The following is a 17,768-nucleotide window of genomic DNA, read 5'->3' as shown; positions in this document are numbered from 1 at the left end:
TGTACTCCCACGGCTGGCGAACACCCTGCGTAGCCTGGAATTCGGCTCGATTTGACAGGGGGAGCTAGCGTCACTAGCTTTTTGGCTATTGTGACTAGCGAACTGTCGAGCCGCCGACGAGCACCACACGGGCGGTGCGGTGCCTAGGGCCGGGCTCTCCACGGCGGCGGTGGTCAGCGCGGCGATCGAGGTGATCGACGAGCAGGGCGTCGACGCGCTGACCCTGGCGGCCGTCGCCGCACGCACCGGGGTCGCCCCGCCCTCGCTCTACAAGCACGTCGCCGGCCTTGCCGAGCTGCGCACCCTGGTGGGCATCCGGCTGATGACCGAGCTGACCGACCGGGCCGTGGCCGCCGTACTCGGCCGCAGCGGCGACGAGGCGGTGGCGATGCTGTTGCGCGCCTACCGCGCCTACGTCCGCGAGCACCCGGCCCGGTACGCGGCGCTGCCGCCCGATCCGCTGCACGAGCCGGCCATGGTCGAGGCCGGTACCCGGATGTTGCAGGTCTTCCTCGCCACGCTGCGCGGGTACGGGCTCACCGACTCGGCGGCGATCCACGCCGTACGGTGCGGCCGGGCCATCGCGCACGGCTTCTCCTCGCTGGAGGCCAGTGGCGGCTTCGGGTTGCCGGAGGACCTGGACGAGACGTACGAGCAACTGATCGCGATGTTCGTGGCCAGCCTGCCGCGTCGATGACTTTCGGCTGATCACGACGGCGGACCGGGACAGCGGCTCCGGACGGATTCCGGTAAGGTGCGCGAGCGCTGTGCTCTTCCTGAGAATGTCCTGAAAGGAATAATCCATGTCCACAACCGCCGCCGGTCCGGCCGTCGGGCAGAAGTCCTGGATCGCCGCCCTGCTGCTCTGCCTCTTCCTCGGCACCATCGGCGTGCACCGGTTCTACGTCGGCAAGGTCGGCACCGGCATCCTGATGATCCTGACGTTCGGCGGGTTCGGCATCTGGACCCTGATCGACCTCATCATGATCGCGGTCGGCAAGTTCACCGACAAGCAGGGCCAGGCGCTCGCCCGCTGAGCGGACGCGCAGCGGCCGGGGCGGTCCGGGGGATACCCCGTCGACCGCCCCGGCCGGCGCGTTTCCGGGCCGGTACCCGCACTCAGCGGAGGCCGCGGAGGAACTTCTCGGCGATCGGCACGGCGGTGGCGGTACTCGATCCGCCCTTCTCGACGAAGACCGCGAACGCGACGTCCCCCTGCCAGCCCACGAACCAGGCGTGGGTGTGCGCCGGGTTGTCGTCGTACTCGGCGGTGCCGGTCTTGCCGTACACCGGGTCGCCCGGCACGTCGGCCAGGGTGCTGCCGGTCCCCTTGGTGACCACCTCGCGCATCATCGTGCGCAGCGGCTCGACCGAGCCGGCCTTCAGTTGCGGGCCGGGCGGGGCGGGCTCGCCGGGCGCCGGCTCCAGCACCAGCTTCGGCTGCTGCCACTGACCCCGGGCGACCCCGGCGGTCGCCGCCGCCATCGCCAGCGGACTGACCACCGTGGTGCCCTGACCGAACGACGCGGCCGCCCGCTCGGCCGCCGAACCGCCGGCCGACACCTTCCCGGTGAACGCGTCGATCCCGAGCTTCCAGTCGGCCTCCAGCCCCAGGCTCCGGCCGGCGTTGGCCAACCCGTCCGGCCCCAGCTTCGGCGCCAGCGCGGCGAACGCGGTGTTGCAGGACTTCGCGAAGTCGGTCCGGAACGGCACCGTGCCGAGGGCGAAGTTGTCCGAGTTCTTGAACGAGCGCCCGTCGACGGTGAACGTCTTCGGGCAGCCGACCGGCGCGTCCAGGGTGACTGCCCCGGCGTCGAGCAGGCCGAGCGCGCTGACCATCTTGAAGGTCGAGCCGGGCGGGACCTGGGCGGTGAAGGCGAGGTTCTCGGCGCTGCCGCCGTTCGCCGCGGCGAGTACCGCGCCGTCGCTGATCCGTACCGCGACCAGGGCGGCCCGCTGCCGGGACCCGCGTACCGCGTCGTCGGCGGCGTTCTGGGTGGCCACGTCGAGGGTGGTCTTCAGGGGTACCCCGGCCTGCGGCTCGCGCCGGAACACCTCGGTACCGGTCGGCGTGACCGTACCGTCCGGGCGCTTGCTGGTGATGATCACGCTCAGCCCGGTACCGCCGCGCAGTTGCTTGTCGTAGCGGCCCTGGAGGCCGCCGTGTCCGACCAGGTCACCCTCTTCGAAGAGGCCCGGGTTGGCGGCCATGTCGTCGGCCTGCACCGGGTCGACCGAGCCGAGCAGGGCCCGGGCGAAGTCCCGGGTCGGCGCGAGTTCCCGCTGCTCCTCGCGGAACTTCGTGCCCGGGAGTTCGTGGATGCGCGGTTTGATCTGGAGGTACGCCTCCCGGCGCAGGGTCACCACGTCGACGAAGTGTTCCGGTTCCGCCTCCCGGATCCGGGTCGGCAGGTCGGTCAGGTCGACCGGCGGGGTGATCGGCGGGCGGATCGCCTTGAACGCGGCGTCGAGCTGGCGTACCAGGCCGGGTAGGTCGGTGACCTCGTTGGGCTGTACGCCGACCAGCACCACCGGCCGGGGCGCGACGATGGGTTTGCCGGCCCCGTCGGCCACCGCCGCCCGCCTGGCGGGGAGCCGGCGCACGGCCAGCTCGTCTCCGCTGGTGAGGCGCGGCTCGACGACCTTCGGTTCCCAGATCACCTGCCACTCGTCGTCCTCGCCACGCTTGAGGTGGATCTCCGACGGGTACGTCCAGTGCGTGTCGCCGGGCAGTGTCCAGTCCACCCGTACCGTCGCGGTCGCGGTGTCCTCCGTGATCTTCGGGTCCCCCTCCCGACGGAGCTCGGGTGGCGTCTTGGCCAGCTCGCCGGAGAGCTGTTTGATCTCCTCGGCCACCTCGCCGGCGGGTACCCGCTCGCCCGCCGGGTTGCGGAATCCGACCTTGTTGAGGTCGCCGCCGCGCCAACCGGCCAGGAACGCGTCGACCGCGCGGTCGGGGCCGTCCGAGTCCGAGCAGCCGGCCAGGCCCCCGGCGGCGAGCAACACGCCGGCAAGAACGGTGGCCGTCCCTCGACGGGCGGTTTGCCGGAAGAGGGGGCGTTGGGAGGGATTCGGAAAGCGCATGCCGCGGTTACCTTCCAGCTCAAGGCACCGCCGGACGTTGCTCCGGCGGCAGACCGACGGTAGTACGCGATGCCGAATCGGGGCTGCCCCGGTGCGGTCCGGGAGGCGTGGAGCACGGCCGCCGACGGCCCGTCTCGACGCGCTCCGCCGCAGGTCAGGGCGTATATGGCTGCCCGGTGGGCGGTCCGGTCACGGGTCCGGCGAGGCGGATCGGGTGATGGCCGAGCGTGCGTGGGTACTCCGGGGCGGGCGTGTCGGGCGTCCGCAACGGATGAAGGGACAGATCTCAGATCCGACATCCGGCCGCCGGTCCACCGGCAGAGGGGCTTATCGGTAGGGCCTAGTCTGGGCGGAGAGTGACCCACGGCGTGGTGGGTCGAGGGGAGTGGCACGATGGACCGGCGTCCGGCGATCAAACCGGAACCCGTTCTCCGGCCGGCGGATGCCGGCCGAGACGACAGTTACGACGCGGCGATCGACGACGACGGGGCGGGCTCTCGACTCGCCTCCGGCGCGACCGGCGTGCCGGGGGCCAGCATCGACACCCTCTATGACCTGGGACTGCCTCCGGAGGCCCTCGCCGACGACGTCGAGGACGCGGATCTGGACGAGCCGGTCCCGAACGCCGAACGACTGGTGGCCCAGGCGGTGGCGCTGGCCGGTGACGACCACGACGCGGCGACGCTGGTCGACCGGTTCTGGCGGTTCGCCCCGGACGAGGAGCTGATCGGTTTCACCCCGGCGGAGATGCTCGCCGCCGCGAAGGCGCACCGGGATCTCGCCCAGCAGCGGGTGCCGGGCGAGCTCAAGCTGCGGATCCACGAGCCGGACGAGGAGCAGCAGCACACCGTAATTGAGATAGTTACGGACGATATGCCCTTTTTGGTGGATTCGATCACGGCGCTGCTGACCGGCCACCACCTCGACGTGCACATGCTGGTCCACCCGCTCGTGGTGGTCCGCCGCGAACCACTCGGCCGGCTGACCGAGGTCGCCGCCGACGTCGAACCGGACGACGCGATCGACGGCGACATCGTCGAGAGCTGGATGCGGATCGAGATCGACCCGGTACGCGGCGCGGCGGACCGGGACCGATTGCGCGCCGAGTTGCAGCGGGTGCTCACCGACGTGCGCGAGGCGGTGGAGGACTGGCCGAAGATGCGGCAGCGCGCCCTCTCCCTCGCCGACGAGCTGGCCGCCGCACGCACCTCGGAGAACCGCCCACCCGTGCCGGAGAAGGACATCACCGACTCGGTGGAGCTGCTCCGCTGGCTGGCGCACGAGCACTTCACCTTTCTCGGCTACCGCGAGTACCGGCTGATCCAGACCGAGCAGGGGCCGGCGCTGGAGGCGATCCTCGGCACCGGGCTGGGCATCCTGCGCCAGGACTCCACCACCCCCCGGGCGCTCTCCTCGATGACCCCCGAGGCGCACCAGAAGGTGACCGAGAAGCGGCTGCTCATCATCACCAAGGCGAACTCGCGAGCCACGGTGCATCGATCGGCCTATCTGGACTACATCGGCTTCAAGGTCTTCAACGCCGACGGCGAGGTGGTGGGGGAGCGCCGCTTCCTCGGCCTGCTCGCCACGGCGGCGTACCGGACCAGCGTCCGCGAGTTGCCGGTGGTCCGGCGCAAGGTCGCCGAGGTGCTGGACCGGTCCGGGCTCAGCCCGCGCAGCCACTCCGGCAAGGACCTGTTGCAGATCCTGGAGACCTATCCCCGGGACGAGCTGTTCCAGATCAAGACCGACGACCTCTACCACGCCGTCGTCGGGGTGCTGCGGATGGCGGGCCGCCGCCAGCTCCGGGTCTTCCTGCGCCGCGACGGTTACGGCCGGTTCATCTCCTGCCTGATCTACCTGCCCCGGGACCGGTTCACCACGCAGAACCGGCTGCGCATGCAGGAGATCCTGCTCCGCGAGCTGAACGGGATCGGGGTCGACTACACCACCCGGGTCACCGAGTCGATGCTGGCCCGGGTGCACTTCATCGTCCGGACCGACCCGGCCAGCCCGCCCGGCGAGGTGGACGCGGACCTGCTCGCCGAGGAACTCGCCGACGCGACCCGGCTCTGGGACGACGACTACCGGCTGGTGCTGGAACGCAAGCTCGGCGACGAGCAGGCGAAGCGGCTCTTCACCCGGTACGCCGACGCGTTCCCGGAGGGCTACAAGGACGGGCACACGCCGTACGAGGCGATGAAGGACCTCGCCAAGCTGGAGCTGCTGGAGGAGCCGGGCCAGCTCGAAATGCACATGTTCCGCAAGCAGCAGCCGGTCCGGCCGGGCGGCCCGACCCCGGCCACCGCGGTCGAGGACGTCCGGTTCAAGGTCTACCGGTACGGCGAGCCGATGGTGCTCTCCGCGGTGCTGCCGGTGCTGCACTCCCTCGGCGTACGGGTGGTCGACGAGCACCCGTACGAGGTGGACCGGATCGACGGCCGGATCTACCTCTACGACTTCGGTCTCGAACTGCCCGACGGCGCCCGGGACCTGGCCGAGGTACGCCCGCACGTGGAGAACGCCTTCTCCGCCACCTGGCGGGGCGAGGCCGAGGTCGACGGCTTCAACGAGCTGGTGCTGCGCGGCGGACTCACCTGGCGGCAGGTGGTGGTGCTCCGGGCGTACGCGAAGTACCTGCGGCAGGCCGGCACGGTCTTCTCGCAGGACTACATGGAGTCCACCTTCATCGCGTATCCGCAGGTCGCCGCCTCGCTGGTGGAACTCTTCGAGGTGCGGTTCTCGCCGACGCTCGGGCTGGGCGCCGAGGAGCGCAACCTGCGGAGCAAGGAACTGGTCACCTCGATCAACCAGCAGCTCGACGACGTGAGCAGCCTGGACCAGGACCGGATCCTGCGGTCGTACCTGACGCTGATCCAGGCGACCCAGCGGACCAGCTTCTACCAGCGGCGTACGGACGGCCGGCCCAAGCCGTACGTGGCGTTCAAGCTCGACCCGCAGATGGTGCCGGACCTGCCGGAGCCCCGGCCGAAGTACGAGATCTTCGTCTACTCGCCGCGCTTCGAGGGCGTACACCTGCGGTTCGGGCCGGTGGCCCGGGGCGGCATCCGCTGGTCGGACCGGCGGGAGGACTTCCGGACCGAGGTGCTCGGCCTGGTCAAGGCGCAGATGGTGAAGAACGCCGTGATCGTGCCGGTGGGCGCCAAGGGCGGCTTCGTGCTCAAGCAGAAGCCGGGCGACCGGGACGAGGCGGTGGAGTGCTACAAGGGCTTCATCTCGGCCCTGCTGGACGTGACGGACAACCTGGTCGGCGGGCAGATCGTGCCGCCGTCCGACGTGGTCCGGCACGACGCCGACGACCCGTACCTGGTGGTGGCGGCGGACAAGGGCACCGCCAGCTTCTCCGACATCGCCAACGAGATCTCGGTGCGCAACGGCTTCTGGCTCGCCGACGCGTTCGCCTCCGGCGGCTCGGCCGGCTACGACCACAAGAAGATGGGGATCACCGCCCGGGGCGCCTGGGAGTCGGTGAAGCGGCACTTCCGGGACATGGGGATCGACACCCAGACCCAGGACTTCACGGTGGTCGGCGTCGGGGACATGTCCGGTGACGTCTTCGGCAACGGGATGCTGCTCTCCGAGCACATCAAGCTGGTGGCCGCCTTCGACCACCGGCACATCTTCCTGGACCCGGATCCGGACCCGGCCGTCTCCTATGTGGAGCGTCGCCGGCTCTTCGACCAGCCGCGTTCCTCCTGGGCGGACTACAACCCCGAGCTGATCAGTTCCGGTGGCGGGATCTATCCGCGTACCGCGAAGTCGATCCCGATCAGCCCGGAGGTCCGCGCGGTGCTCGACCTCGGCGGCGGCGCCGAGTCGATGTCGCCGCAGGAGCTGATGAAGGCGATCCTCTCCGCCCCGGTCGACCTGTTCTGGAACGGCGGGATCGGCACCTACGTCAAGGCGTCGTCGGAGTCGAACGCGCAGGTCGGGGACAAGTCCAACGACGCGATCCGGGTGGACGGCCGGGACCTTCGCTGCCGGGTGGTCGGCGAGGGCGGCAACCTGGGCTTCACCCAGGTCGGCCGGATCGAGTACGCCCTCGGCGGCGGCCGGATCTTCACCGACTTCATCGACAACGCGGCCGGGGTGGACACCTCGGACCACGAGGTCAACATCAAGATCCTGCTGGGTGCGGCGGTGGCCGACGGCGAGCTGAGCGTGCCGGACCGGGACGCGCTGCTGGCCGAGATGACCGACGAGGTCACCCAGCTCGTGCTCCGGGACAACTACGACCAGGCCCGGGCGATCGGCAACGCGCTGGCCCAGGCGGCCTCGCTGCTGCCGGTACACCGGCGGATGATCTCCGACTTTGAGCGGGCCGGGCACCTCAACCGGGAGCTGGAGGCGCTGCCGCCGGACGAGGAGCTGGCCACCCGTACCGACATCGGGCTGACCGCGCCGGAGTTCGCGGTGCTGCTCGCGTACGTCAAGATCGTGCTGGAGCGGGAGATCCTGGCCGACGGGCTGCCGGACGAGGAGTGGACCTTCGAGGTGCTCTCCGGCTATTTCCCGACCCCGCTGCGCGAGCGGTACGCCGACCGGATGCCGGAGCACCGGCTGCACCGGGACATCGTCACCACCATGCTGGTGAACGAGGCGGTGAACCGAGGCGGCATCTCCTTCATCTACCGGGTGGTGGAGGAGACCGGCGCCACCCCGGCCGACGTGATCCGGGCGTACGTGGTGGTCCGCGAGGTCTTCGGGCTGCGCGAGATCTGGGCCGACATCGAGGCGCTGGACAACCGGGTGCCGACCGAGGTGCAGACCGCCGTCTACCTGGACACCCGGCGGCTGCTCGACCGGGCGGTCCGGTGGCTGGTGACGAACCGCCGGTCCCCGATCGACGTGCCGGCCGAGACGGCCCGGCTCCGCGACGGGGTCTCCCGGCTCCTGCCCGAGCTGGGCAACCTCTTCTACGGCAGCGAGCGCGAGGCGCTGGAGGCGCACGTCGAGATGTGCGTACGGCGCGGGTTGCCCCGGGAGCTGGCCGAGCGCTCCACCCGGCTGATGTACAGCTTCGGCCTGCTCGACGTGGTGGAGACGGCGAGGGCGACCGGGCGGGACGTCGGCGAGGTGGCGGCAGTCTACTTCGTCCTCTCCGACCGGTTCCGGGTCGACTCGCTGCTGTCGAAGATCTCGCTGCTGCCCCGGGAGGACCGCTGGCAGACGCTGGCCCGGATGGCCCTGCGCTACGACCTCTACGCCGCGCTGGCCGCGCTCACCGCCGAGGTGCTCGGCGGGACTCCCGCCGACCTGTCGCCGGACGAGCGGGTGCAGGAGTGGGAGCGGTCGAACTCGATCTCGATTGGCCGTACCCGCAAGGCGATGGGGGAGTTCGACGAGTCCCGGGCGGATCTGGCCGCGCTCTCCGTACTGCTGCGGCAGATCCGTACCCTGGTCCGGACCTCGGCGGCCGGCTGAGCGGGCGGGCCGCGTCGGCGGCGTACCGGGCCGGGTTCTGCCGGTCCGGAACGCCGCCGATCCGGCGTCCGGTCCCCGTCGCCAGCGACCGGGCGTTCGGTCAGGGGATCCGGGTGGCGGAGACGATCACGTTGTTGCGGTAGCTGCCCTTCTTGCGGTCGAAGGTGCCGCCGCAGGTCACCACCTGGAGCCGGGCGGTGTCCGCCGAACCGTAGACCAGTTCGGACGGGAAGGACGTCTTCGGGTACGACTTCACCGAGTCCACCGCGAACCGGACGACCTTGCCGTCCTGCCGGGTGACCTCGACCCGGTCGCCGCGCTTGAGCGCCCCGAGTCGGAAGAAGACCGCCGGCCCCATCGCGGCCGAGTCGACGTGCCCGACCACGACCGCGTTGCCGAACTCGCCGGGGCTGGCCCCCAGCCGGTACCAGCCGGCGAGCTGGGCCTGCTTGAGCGGAGGCACCTGCACGGTCCCGTCGTCGTTCACGCCGACCGACATGATCTTCGCGTTCACCTTGATCTTCGGGATGGTGATCCGGACCGGTTCCGAGCGCGGCAGTTCGGCCGGCCGGGACGGCTCGACGGCCGGGCTGCCGGCCGCCGGGCTGCCCGGCGTGGGCGACGGCGCTACCGCCTGCGGGGTCCACTGGGCCTCCGGGGTCTCCTCGGGCTGCGGCGGCGCCTCGCCGGTCTCGATCTCGGCGGGCTGCGGCGGCTGCGCCGGGGGCGGGTTCAGGCCGGCGGTGAGCAGGGCGGTGCCGCCGAGTGCGAGCAGGACGACCAGGGCGGAGCCGGCGGCACGCCACGGTTTCCCGTGCCGGCCGCCGGCGCGCCTGGTCGACACCTCAGGCGGGTGAGCCATCGGTACGACGCCGGCGGATCATCAGGAAGCCACCGATCGCGGCCGCGCCCAGCATGCCCGCGCCGGCTGCCGCCCGACCCGAGTCCGTGCTGGCGGCGCCGCCGTCACCACCGGGTACGGAACCCCGGGGCAGTACGACGATCTTGCCCGTCGCCTCGCACGCGCCCCAGGCCCGGTAGTGCCCCGGCTTGGTCTTGTACGGCACCTTGGCCCAGGCCCAGTAGACGGCCTCGTCGCCGTAGGCGGCCGCCTGGCCGCCCTGGCCGCCGTCGGGCTGCCCGTCGCCCGCCTCCGGCTGGCCGCCCTCCTCGGGCAGCGGTGGCTGCCCACCGTCCGGCGGCAGCGGGGGCTGCCCACCGTTCGGCGGAAGCGGCGGCTGCTCGCCGTTCGGCGGGACCGGCGGCTGACCGTCGTCGTCCGGCTGACCGCCGTCCGCCGGTGGGCGCTGCCGCTCCGGTACTCGAACGCCGTCCTCCTCGACGGGCTTGAGCCAGAGCTTGCCGGTGACCTTCGACGACACCCAGGCTTTCTCCACCCGGTGCTCGCACTTCAGGATGACCTTGAACTTGTGTCCCGGCTTCACCCCCTTCGGCACGGTGTGGATGTGGCCGTTGTTCTCCCGCTCGTGTGGGGCGTCGTCCGCCAGAGCGGTTCCGGGCGCGCAGATCAGCAGGGACGCGGCACCGAGACCGGCGACCGCCACCACCTTCCCCAGCAACTTCCTACTCATGACTCGTAGTCACTCCTTCCCCGTTGGTTGTGCTCGACGGCGAGCCGAGCCAGAACCGACGCTAGCTAGTTTGTGAGGAGATGTCGGGATTATGGGTGTTCCTTCGGAAACATCGCCTGTGAGTGGTAGAGAGCTCTTCACATCGGCCCTGTCCGGATCGAGTCCCGCCGCCGGCCCGGACACACGGCGACGGGGGACAGCGGCGTACCGCTGTCCCCCGTACCGCCCCGGGTGGGGCGAGCATCGGCCCGGCTACCCGGCGAGCCGGGCGAAGGCGATGACGTTGTCCGGATAGGAGCCGGTCCGCTCGTCGAAGTCCCCGCCACAGGTCACCAGGCGCAGCCCCGGCGCCTCCGTCGGGCCGTAGACGAGCTCGGTGGGAAACTCGCTCTTCGGGTACGACTTCACGCCCTCCACCGCGAAGGTGGCCAGGCTGCCGTCCTCGCGGATCACCTGGATGCTGTCGCCGGGCAGCAGGGCGCCGAGCCGGAAGAAGACCGCCGGCCCGATCTCCTTCGAGTCGACGTGGCCGACGATCACGGAGTTGCCCGGCTCACCGGGGGTCGGACCCGGACGGTACCAGCCGGCCAGCTCCGCCTTGGCCAACGGCGGCACCTGCACCATGCCCTCCGGGGTGAGCCCCACGGGCATGATGGTGGCGTTCACCCCGATCTTCGGGATCGTGATCTTGATCGGTTCCGACCTGGCCAGTACCCGTGCGGCGGGCACCGGTGCCGGTGTCGCATCGGGTCCGCCCTCCGGCGCCGCGCTGGGTGCCGGTGCGGCAGGCCCGAGATCGCTCCCGGTGTCACCGGCAGCCGACCGGTCCGGGTCGTGCGATGCGGCACCGGCGCTCGGCTGCGGCGGCGCGACCGGGTCCGGCGCGTTGAGTGCGGCGCCGACCAGGCCGGCGCCGACCAGGGCCAGCAGTGCGACGAGGACGGTGCCGGCGATCCGCCACGGTCTCCCGTGACGGCCGCCGGCACCACTCGCCGTCGCGTCAGACGGCCGACTCATCGGTGCGGCGCTGCCGCATCAGCACCAACCCGCCGAGCCCGGCCAACCCGAGCATCCCGACCCCGGCGACCGCGAGATTGTCGCTGCTGCCGGAGGTCGCCCCGCCGTCACCGCCGTCGACCCAGCCCTTCGGCAGGATGATCAGCTCACCCTCGCCGCAGGAGCCCTTGAGTTCGTACGACCCCGGCTTGGCGTCCCACGGGATGGTGACGCTGGTCCAGTACTCGTGGCCGGCCTTCTTCTCCGTCCAGCCGCCCTTGCTCTCCTCGGCCTTCCTGCTCTCCTCGGCCTTCTTGCTCTCTTCCCAGCCGTTCTTGCTCTGCTCGGCCTTCTCCCAGCCGTGCTTGCTCTCCTCGGCCTTCTTGTCCTCTTCCCAGCTGCCCTTGCTCTGCTCGGCCTTCTCCCAGCCGTGCCTGGAGTCCTCGGCCTTCCTGTCCTCTTCCCAGCCGTGCCCGCCGTCATCCAGGGCCATTCCGCCGGTACCGCCCGGTGCCGCCGGTTGCCCGCCGGGCGGCTGGTAGCCCCCGGGCTGCTGAGGCTGGCCGCTGGTCGAGGGCGAGGGTGCCGGTACCGCGTCGGCCGACGGGCCGGGTGCCGCGGGCGCCTCCTCGGCGGTCGACGGGGCGGACTCGGCGCCGTACGCCCCGTTCTCCGCCGGGGCCGACCCGTGCTTCTCCTTGTAGCGGCGGTACTCCTGGTATTCCTGGTACTCCTTGTACTTCAGGAACTCCTGGTACTCGCGCTCCTTCTTGTAGTCCTCCCCGCCCTGGTACGCCTCGCCGCCGCTGGAGTGGCCGCCGGACTCCTCGGGCTTCCGGTCGGCCTTGTGGTCGTCCTTCTGCTCGCCCTTGTGGTCGTCCTTGTGATCGGCCTTGTAGTCGTCCTTGTCGTCCTTGTGGTCCTTCGGGGCGAGGTCCACCTTTCCGGTGACCTTCGACCACAGCCACGCGTGCTGTTGCGCCTCGGGGCAGACCTCGATGAGTTCCACCTTCTCCCCGGGCTTCGCGGCGTGCGGTTTCGCGTACGCCCGGCCCGAGCCGTCCCGCTGGTGCCCCTCGGGGTGGTAGCCGCCGTCCGCGAGCGCGGCCGAGGGGGAGAAAACGAGTAGAGAAGCGCCGCCGAGCGCGGCTCCTGCGATCATCCTGCCGAGGAACTTCTTGGACATGACTTTCGTCATCCTTCCCTCTTGCCTCAGCCCGTCGGGAGACGAGCCATGACCGAGATTAGCGAATTTGTGAGCTTTCATCGGATTTTCTCACCATTTCCCCGAACGGGTGCCGAGGCACCGGAAGGGCCGGCTGGGACGTCTGGCGGTTACCGAACGGCTCGGGCCCCGCTGCGTCGGCTCGGCGGGGTCGGGCGGATTCCGCTTCCGGTGTCCCCGCTCGGCCGGAACGGCTGTTGCGGCCGGTAGCACCGCGCTCGGGTCGATCCGGGCGATCGTGCGCACTCGTCCGGTTCCCGAGCCCGCGCCCATCGCCCAGGCCATCCCGCGCCGCTCGGCGGCCGGCGTCATCCCGTGCTGCCCGGCGGCCCGGCGTCATCCGTCGGTGCCGCTGGAGTGCTCGCGCCGCGCCCCCGGGTGCCACGGCGGCGGCGAGGCTCCAGGGTGGACGGAGGTGGCGGCCGACCGCCGGGGGCGGCCGTTCTCCGGTCCGCGCCGACCGCGCCCGAGCGTGCCGCTTTCTGTACCCGGACGCGGGTGGGGCGCGAGGTAGGATCCGGTCCGGAGCGGGTCCACTGTGCCCGGCCGGCCACGCCGCCGCAGGTCGTGGCGGTGGCCGGCGACGGACGCCGCGAGCAGGGAATCGTCATCCATCGGTATCGAGGTGTTGTGATGGAAGCGCTCCCATGCAAGAATTCATCCACTGTGCTGGGGGAGCCACACCGCGCAGCGGACGTCGAGGGCAGCCGGTTCGCCGGACGGCGTCGTCACGGTCGCTGACCCGAGCGGCCGGCACCACCACCAGTTCCGCCCGTCCGGGTCGGGCATACCGCAGTCCCCCATGGCGTGCACGGACGTACCCACCTGGCGCGTCGCCGTGTGACCGCCGCGCCGGTTCCGCCTAACGTGACCGGCTGGCTCAAGGAGATCAGTGGCATGAATTTACCGAGTAGATTGTCCGTCCGGCAGAAAGCCGTCGCGGTGGCCGGTGCGAGCGCTTTGGTCGCCGCCGGTCTGGTCACCATCCCGGCGTCCGTGGCACAGGCGGCACCCGGGTGCAGCGTCACCTACAGTGCCAACCAGTGGCAGGGTGGTTTCAGCGCCAACATCACCATCCGGAACGTCGGCGACGCGATCAACGGCTGGACCCTCCGGTTCAGCTTCGCGGACGCGGGACAGCGGGTGACCCAGGGCTGGTCGGCCAACTGGACGCAGTCCGGCACCCAGGTGACCGCCACGAACGTGTCGTGGAACGGCAACCTCGCCACCGGCGCCTCCACCGGCATCGGCTTCAACGGTTCGTTCAGCGGCAGCAACCCGGCGCCGACGTCCTTCAGCATCAACGGGACGACCTGCAACGGCACCGCGCCGACCACCCCGCCCACCGGCGGACCGACGGGCAACCCGACCAACCCGCCGACCACGAACCCGACCAGCAACCCCGCGGCCCGGGTGGACAACCCGTACGCGGGCGCCCGTGGTTACGTGAACCCGGAGTGGAAGGCCAAGGCGGAGAGCGTCTCCGGCGGCAACCGGATCTCCAACAACCCGACCGGTGTCTGGCTGGACCGGATCGCCGCGATCGAGGGCACCCCGGACAGCAGCTCGAACGGCTCGATGGGCCTGCGGGACCACCTGGACGAGGCGCTGGCGCAGGGTGCCGGCTACATCCAGCTCGTCATCTACAACCTGCCCGGCCGGGACTGTGCGGCGCTCGCCTCCAACGGTGAGCTGAAGGCGGACGAGCTGCCCAAGTACAAGACGCAGTACATCGACCCGATCGCCGCGATCATGGGTGACAGCAAGTACAGCAGCCTGCGGATCATCGCGATCATCGAGATCGACTCGCTGCCGAACCTGGTCACCAACGTGGCGCCGCGGGAGACCGCGACGGCGCAGTGCGACACGATGAAGGCCAACGGCAACTACGTCAAGGGTGTCGGCTACGCCCTGGCCAAGCTCGGTGCGGTCCCGAACGTCTACAACTACATCGACGCCGGCCACCACGGCTGGATCGGGTGGGACGACAACTTCCGGGCCTCCGCGCAGATCTTCGCCGAGGCCGCCCGCGCCGAGGGCAGCACCCAGGCCAACGTGCACGGCTTCATCGCCAACACCGCCAACTACTCGGCCACCGTCGAGCCCTACCTCAACGTGACCGAGCAGAACCGGCTCTCGAAGTGGATCGACTACAACCGGTACGTGGACGAGCAGCGCTTCGCCCAGGCACTCCGTACCGAGCTGGTCTCGCAGGGCTTCAGCTCCAGCATCGGCATGCTGATCGACACCTCGCGTAACGGTTGGGGCGGCTCGGCCCGGCCCACCGGCCCGAGGACCTCGGGTACCGTCGACGAGCAGGTCGACGGCTCCCGGATCGACCGCCGGATCCACCTCGGCAACTGGTGCAACCAGAGCGGTGCCGGCATCGGTGAGCGGCCGCGGTCCGCCCCGGCCAGCGGGATCGACGCGTACGTCTGGATCAAGCCCCCGGGCGAGTCGGACGGCTCCAGCACCCAGATCGACAACGACGAGGGCAAGGGCTTCGACCGGATGTGCGACCCGACCTACACCGGTAACCCGCGGAACAACAACAACATGAGCGGCGCGCTCTCCGGTGCCCCGATCTCGGGTGCCTGGTTCCCGGCGCAGCTCACCCAGCTGATGCAGAACGCCTACCCGGCGCTCTGAACCGGCTGGTAAGACTGGGGTAACAGCACGACGTCACCACCAATGGCGGTCCCCGGCCGGCGCGGCAACGCGTCGGACGGGGACCGCCGCGGTGTGCTGCCCCGACGGTTCCGGGTACCCCGGTCAGGGCACCGTCTTCTCCACCGCGGCCGCCGTACCCTCCCGGTCCAGCTCCTCGCCGGCCCGCCGTACGTTCTCCGGTGTCGGGTCGCGGCCCTGTGCCGCCGCCAGGTCCTCCGGGTCCCACGGCTGTTCCGCTCCGGTACGCGCGTCACCCGCGCCCCCCGTACCCTGCCCGTACGGGTCGCCGAGCAGGTCGTCGGTGGGCGGAAAATCGCCCGGAACGTCCTCCGGGTCGACGAAGTCCGGGTTCTCGGCGCCCGGCCCGCCGTCGGCGGCGAGCTGCGGTACGGCGGCGTCGTCCTCGATCGCGGCGGCCACCTCCGGGCTCTCCTCCAGCGGCCGGTTGCGGGTCGGATCGCGCTCGGTCATGCGTGCTGCCCTCCTGTGGCGGATGCGACGTGCGACTGACCGGTCTTCCGGATCGATACCCCGGAGGACCCGCGCCATGCCTGCCGACCGCCACCGCCCGTCCGACCGACGGGCCGCCCATCCGCCCGTCCGCTCGTCCGGCGGCCCGGGGCACCCCGGCGCCGGGAGCCGTGCCAGGTCGGGGCGCCGGCTCACTCCCGGTCGATCGGGCGCAGCCACTGCCAGAGCAGGAAACCGAGGCCGAGCGCCAGCATGGCGAGCCCGGCCCAGAGGTTGATCCGGATGCCCTGGGCCTTCTCCACCGCCGACGCGCCGTCGAAGACGCCGACCAGGCCGACGATCACGCCGTACGCGACGAAGAGCCCGCCGATCACCCGGCGGATGTCGAAGAGCCGGGCGGCGGCCGACCGACGCTCCTGCTCGGCGGAGTCCACCGGCGTCCCTTCCGGCGGCCGGTTCTGGTCTTCCATCGCCTCGTCCCTTCTCGCTGTCGCAGCTGGCGCGCGTCCCGGTCGGATCCTGCGGTGTGCCGCCTCAGAGCACCGGCAGGTAGAGCAGTGCGGAGAGCACCACCGCGATCCCGCCGAGCAGCAGCGGCGAGCGGTACCAGCGGGCGTCGCCGCCGAGCAGGGCCTGCCGGCCGTCGGTGCCGGCGAGCCCGTACACCAGGCCGCGCAGTTCGTCGTCGGACTTGCGGGCGGTCAGCGGGGTGACGACCACCGCGACGATCGCGACCAGCACGAACGCGATGCCGGCACCCCAGAAGCTCTCCTCCAGGTCGGAGTCGAACGGCAGCACCCCGGCCTGGTAGAGCAGATAGGTGGCGAGCGCGCCGAGGGTGCCGGTCAGCAGCGACCAGAATCCCGCCCAGGCGGTCATCCGCTTCCAGAACATGCCGATGATGAAGGCGGCGAAGAGCGGCGCGTTGAAGACCGAGAAGAGCACCTGGATGTAGTTCATGATGTTGTTGAACCCGGCCGCGATGAACGCGGTGCCGATCCCGACCAGCACCCCGCCGATGGTGGCGATCCGGCCGATCCGCAGGTAGTAGTCGTCCGGCCGGTCCCTGCGGACGTACGTCTGCCAGATGTCGTAGGTGAAGACGGTGTTGAAGCCGCTGACGTTGGCCGCCATGCCGGCCATGAACGAGGCCAGCAGCCCGGTCACCGCCACCCCGAGTACGCCGGTCGGCAGCAGGTCGCGCATCAGCAGCGGGATCGCGTTGTTGTAGGTCAGGTCGCCGGTCTCCGCGCCGAGCCCGTTGACCGTGACCACCGCGACCAGGCCGGGGATCACCGTGACCAGCGGGATCACCATCTTCGGGTACGCCGCGATGATCGGCGTACGCCGGGCCGCGCTCATGTCCTTCGCCGAGATCGCCCGCTGCACCTCGGCGAAGTTGGTGGTCCAGTAGCCGAACGATAGGACGAAGCCGAGCCCGAAGACGATGCCGATCCAGCTCGCGCCGAGCGGGTTGTCGGCGCTGCCGGTGTCCGCCCAGGTGTGCAGCCCGGCCTCGCCGAGGTCGGAGCCGCGTACGGCGTCCCAGAGCCCGTCGATCCCGCCGACCTTGGCCAGCCCGATGACGGTGATCGGGACCAGGCCGGCGAGGATCACGAAGAACTGGAGCACCTCGTTGTAGATCGCCGAGCTGAGCCCGCCGATCGTGATGTAGGCCAGCACGATCAGCGCACCGACCACGATGGAGAGCCAGAGCGGCCAGCCGAGCAGGGCCTGCATGATCAGGGCGAGCGCGTAGAGGTTGACCCCGGCGATCAGCACCTGGGCGACCGCGAAGCTGAGCGCGTTGAGCAGGTGGGCCGGCCGGTTGAAGCGCAGCCGCAGGTACTCCGGCACGCTGCGTACCTTGGAGCCGTAGTAGAAGGGCATCATCACGATGCCGAGGAAGACCATCGCCGGTACGGCGCCGATCCAGTAGTAGTGCAGCGTCATCAGGCCGTACTGGGCGCCGTTGGCGGCCATCCCGATGATCTCCAGCGCCCCGAGGTTGGCGGAGACGAAGGCGAGTCCGGTGACCCAGGCCGGCAGCGACCGGCCGGAGAGGAAGAAGTCCACACTGGTCTTGATCGCTCGCCGGGCGGCGAAGCCGACCCCGAGTACGGTGCCGAAATACAGCGCCAGGATCAGATAGTCCAGGGGGCTCATGTCCAGCCGCAGGCCGCCGTCCACGCCGTCACCTTCGTCCGTACGCTCGGTCCGTCTCCCGGCGACAGGTTCGTCGGGGCGAGGGGCCTACTACCCGAGGTGAAGAGTTTTCACTCCTG

General features: G+C 70.7%; 12 protein-coding genes. 4 read left to right on the top strand and 8 right to left on the bottom strand.

From position 1 onward, the window contains the following. Positions 1-139 precede the first annotated feature (139 nt). Both C6W10_RS22750 and C6W10_RS22745 read left to right on the top strand, forming a co-directional pair. Positions 140-697 carry a TetR/AcrR family transcriptional regulator gene (locus tag C6W10_RS22750; protein WP_199853032.1) on the top strand — a complete coding sequence of 186 codons (558 nt, stop codon included), beginning with the start codon at positions 140-142 and terminating at the stop codon, positions 695-697. Between the two features lie 106 nt (positions 698-803). Further along, on the top strand, positions 804-1,037 hold the full coding sequence (locus C6W10_RS22745; protein WP_107260331.1) for a TM2 domain-containing protein: 234 nt from the start codon (positions 804-806) through the stop codon (positions 1,035-1,037). Positions 1,038-1,119: 82 nt separating this feature from the next. Here C6W10_RS22745 and C6W10_RS22740 read toward each other — a convergent pair whose 3' ends face one another. Continuing rightward, on the bottom strand, positions 1,120-3,084 hold the full coding sequence (locus tag C6W10_RS22740) for a penicillin-binding transpeptidase domain-containing protein (protein ID WP_107260329.1): 1,965 nt from the start codon (positions 3,082-3,084) through the stop codon (positions 1,120-1,122). A gap of 393 nt (positions 3,085-3,477) precedes the next feature. Between C6W10_RS22740 and C6W10_RS22735 the strand changes: the two genes are divergently transcribed. After that, complete coding sequence (locus C6W10_RS22735) at positions 3,478-8,529, top strand: NAD-glutamate dehydrogenase (protein ID WP_107260327.1); 5,052 nt, start codon at positions 3,478-3,480, stop codon at positions 8,527-8,529. A gap of 100 nt (positions 8,530-8,629) precedes the next feature. Here C6W10_RS22735 and C6W10_RS22730 read toward each other — a convergent pair whose 3' ends face one another. The 4 genes from C6W10_RS22730 to C6W10_RS22715 all read right to left on the bottom strand — a co-directional run bounded on the left by C6W10_RS22730 (position 8,630) and on the right by C6W10_RS22715 (position 12,303). Further along, complete coding sequence (locus C6W10_RS22730; RefSeq protein WP_107260325.1) at positions 8,630-9,373, bottom strand: class F sortase; 744 nt, start codon at positions 9,371-9,373, stop codon at positions 8,630-8,632. Between the two features lies 1 nt (position 9,374). Then, a complete protein-coding gene (locus C6W10_RS22725) occupies positions 9,375-10,121 on the bottom strand; it encodes a hypothetical protein (protein ID WP_107260323.1) in 747 nt (248 codons plus the stop codon). Positions 10,122-10,373: 252 nt separating this feature from the next. After that, on the bottom strand, positions 10,374-11,138 hold the full coding sequence (locus tag C6W10_RS22720) for a class F sortase (protein ID WP_107260321.1): 765 nt from the start codon (positions 11,136-11,138) through the stop codon (positions 10,374-10,376). Then, positions 11,122-12,303 carry a hypothetical protein gene (locus C6W10_RS22715; protein ID WP_107260319.1) on the bottom strand — a complete coding sequence of 394 codons (1,182 nt, stop codon included), beginning with the start codon at positions 12,301-12,303 and terminating at the stop codon, positions 11,122-11,124. The genes C6W10_RS22720 and C6W10_RS22715 overlap by 17 nt, the downstream gene beginning before the upstream one ends. Positions 12,304-13,239: 936 nt before the next feature. Between C6W10_RS22715 and C6W10_RS22710 the strand changes: the two genes are divergently transcribed. Continuing rightward, positions 13,240-14,991 (top strand): glycoside hydrolase family 6 protein, encoded by a 1,752-nt coding sequence (locus C6W10_RS22710; protein ID WP_107264198.1) that lies wholly within the window; start codon positions 13,240-13,242, stop codon positions 14,989-14,991. A 123-nt stretch (positions 14,992-15,114) separates the two neighbouring features. Here C6W10_RS22710 and C6W10_RS22705 read toward each other — a convergent pair whose 3' ends face one another. The 3 genes from C6W10_RS22705 to C6W10_RS22695 form a co-directional block, all read right to left on the bottom strand. Beyond that, a complete protein-coding gene (locus tag C6W10_RS22705) occupies positions 15,115-15,483 on the bottom strand; it encodes a hypothetical protein (RefSeq protein WP_107260317.1) in 369 nt (122 codons plus the stop codon). Between the two features lie 191 nt (positions 15,484-15,674). Beyond that, the gene (locus C6W10_RS22700; RefSeq protein ID WP_107260315.1) at positions 15,675-15,953 is read right to left on the bottom strand and encodes a hypothetical protein; all 279 of its coding nucleotides are present in this window, start codon (positions 15,951-15,953) and stop codon (positions 15,675-15,677) included. Positions 15,954-16,017: 64 nt separating this feature from the next. After that, entirely contained in the window at positions 16,018-17,649 is a 1,632-nt protein-coding gene (locus tag C6W10_RS22695; RefSeq protein WP_107264197.1) for a sodium:solute symporter family protein, read from the bottom strand. Positions 17,650-17,768 lie beyond the last annotated feature (119 nt).

Source organism: Plantactinospora sp. BB1 (genome assembly GCF_003030385.1).
In the GTDB taxonomy this organism is placed as follows: Bacteria; Actinomycetota; Actinomycetes; order Mycobacteriales; family Micromonosporaceae; genus Plantactinospora.
This window is presented reverse-complemented; position numbering and strand designations above follow the sequence as displayed.